Origin of the sequence: Quyinboa ferrireducens (assembly GCF_042436675.1) — a bacterium.
GTDB lineage: Bacteria > Bacteroidota > Bacteroidia > Bacteroidales > UBA5342 > JBHJHP01.
The window spans coordinates 1-2,413 of sequence record NZ_JBHMVA010000052.1 but is presented as its reverse complement, the minus strand read 5'-3'; the positions used below and the strand labels follow the sequence as shown (position 1 = coordinate 2,413).

General features: G+C 34.6%; 3 protein-coding genes. All 3 read left to right on the top strand.

All coding sequences use genetic code 11. From position 1 onward, the window contains the following. Positions 1 to 255: 255 nt before the first annotated feature. The 3 genes from ACE01N_RS20310 (at position 256) to ACE01N_RS20300 (ending at position 2,207) form a co-directional block, all read left to right on the top strand. Entirely contained in the window at positions 256 to 813 is a 558-nt protein-coding gene (locus tag ACE01N_RS20310) for a toxin-antitoxin system YwqK family antitoxin (RefSeq protein ID WP_380592878.1), read from the top strand. A 175-nt stretch (positions 814 to 988) separates the two neighbouring features. Then, a complete protein-coding gene (locus tag ACE01N_RS20305) occupies positions 989 to 1,462 on the top strand; it encodes a hypothetical protein (protein WP_380592876.1) in 474 nt (157 codons plus the stop codon). Between the two features lie 163 nt (positions 1,463 to 1,625). After that, positions 1,626 to 2,207 (top strand): hypothetical protein, encoded by a 582-nt coding sequence (locus ACE01N_RS20300; protein WP_380592874.1) that lies wholly within the window; start codon positions 1,626 to 1,628, stop codon positions 2,205 to 2,207. Positions 2,208 to 2,413: the final 206 nt, after the last annotated feature.

The following is a 2,413-nucleotide window of genomic DNA, read 5'->3' as shown; positions in this document are numbered from 1 at the left end:
ATTTATGGAATTGGGAATAATTGGTTAATCTGGACTGATGGAGATCCAATATGAAAATAAAAAACTGGGTACAACACGCGGTCATAGTGCATGCGGTTTGGTTTTAATTTGCAAACCTTTATTCCGTATGTCGTCGTTTTCGGCTTGACAGTCTCCACTTCGTGGGACAGTCAACCGCACGACACCATACCGCGGGAACGTTGTGCCGCATACTGCCCCATCCTTTATTAAGGTAAAAATTTAAAATATACAAATATGAAATTTATTATTACTCTGATTCTTAGTTGTTCTTTAACGATTTCATATGCTCAAAAATTAAAGCATAAAGAATATTATGATAACGGAAATCTTAAAGTGGAATATTCCGGAAAAAAAGAAAAACCTGACGGAATTGTAAAGATTTATTATCCGACTGGAGAACTCCAAGGAGAATTAATGTTTAAAAAAGGTAAACAATCTGGAATATCAAAAATCTATTACCAATCTGGTAAAATTCAGAAAGAAATGATATTTAAAGATGGCTATCAAGTTGACACTATGAGAATATATTATGAAAGTGGGCAATTACATGAATTGAGTATTCTCAAAAATGGTAAAAAAAATGGTTCTTATAAAAGCTACTTTGAAAATGGACAACTTGAAATTGAAGGATACACCAAAGACAATTTGATTCATGGATACTGTATTTATTATAAAGAAAATGGAGATATATGGAAAAAAGGTGAATACGATATGGGAGCTCCAATAGGCAATTGGATTGAATATGATGAAAATGGTGTTACTTCAAAAAAATACCCAAAACCCGCTGAATAAAGTACGACGGCACAACACACGGTCATAGTGCATGCGGTTTTATTTTAACTTGCAAAACCAAATTCCGTATGGCGCCGTTTTCGGCTTGACAGTCTCCACTTCGTGGGACAGTCAACCGCACGACACCATACCGCGGGAACGTTGTGGGCAATTTACCTAACTCATTTACTTTATAGTGAAGATTAAAAATAGAAAACGAATTCTAAAGACTATCTTAGGATTAATATTTATAGTTGTTATTTCTTTTTCATCTGCTGATTGGTATAAACGAAAGAAAATTCAAGGCAAATTCTTTGATATTGAATATTCTATATACAAATCAATGATTAACAAGAAGATTAGTAATCAAGAATTATATATTTTGTATTGTGATACTATAGCTAAATTTGTAAAAAATAATCCTATAAATTCAGACTTTCGACTAGAAATAAATGATTGCACTTCTCAAACAAGTACTAAAAGATTTGATGTAGATAAACCAAATTTTATTCTTCAAGTTCAAATGATTGGAGTTGAATATAGACAAAGCAAAGATAGAGCCAATATTCGTTTATTCTTGATTTTGATTGTATCTCAAATATTGTTAATAGTAATAAAAAATTTAATTGATAAGAAGTTTAACGATACTGGGAATTATTCTGACAAATAAAAAAACTGCCCACAACACGCGGTCATAGTGCATGGCAGTACTTTTAATCAAAATAATTCAACGTTCGCTTCTAGCTCTTTCGTCCTGACAGTTCCTTTCCCGTCGGAAAGAAACTGCCACGACACCATACCCCGGGAACGTTGTAGCCAATTAGAAAAAACAAATGTTAGGAATAGCTAAATATGAACCCAACTTTTTCGATGATGCAAACTTGTTCTTAAAAACTCAGAAAGACAAGTTTGAAAAATTGATTGGCAAGTCAATTTCAAGATTTTGGGTTATGTGGGACGGAAAAGAGAATGAATGGTATCCAGATGGTCCAGTGATTCTCGAAATTGACGGAAATAATTATGAATTTTGTGCTTATCAACTTGATGATTTCAGCTTCACTTTAAATACTATAGACTTGACAGAAAAACTCGATTGGTATGGAATGGGTGACGAATTACCGTTGAGCTGGAAGGAAAACGGGAAACAAGATTTAAAAGTAAGCTTGAACCGACCTATTTCGGCTGTAAACATTTTGACCTATAATTTTAAAAGCAAAAATATCGAGACTGGAGAACCACATGAGACAGGATTTATGATGCACGGAATTGAATTCGAAATAGAAAACGAGAGTGGCACGACAACTTACTTTTCGGTATTCAATGCACTTGACCAAAACGGACTATCATCCGAAAGAGTTGAACAAGAAGACCAAATAGAAAGAATAAAAATAACTGGCTACAACACGCGGTCATAGTGCATGGCAGTACTTTTAAACCAAATAATTCAACGTTCGCTGCAAGCACCTTTCGTCCTGACAGTTCCTATCCTATCGGACAGAAACTGCCACGACACCATACCGCGGGAACGTTGTAAATAATGCCGTGATTAGTTGTTTGATTATTTTAAAACTGGCTTCCACCCTCTTTCGGCTGAAGCAGGGAACGTTCTTTTTAAAACTGG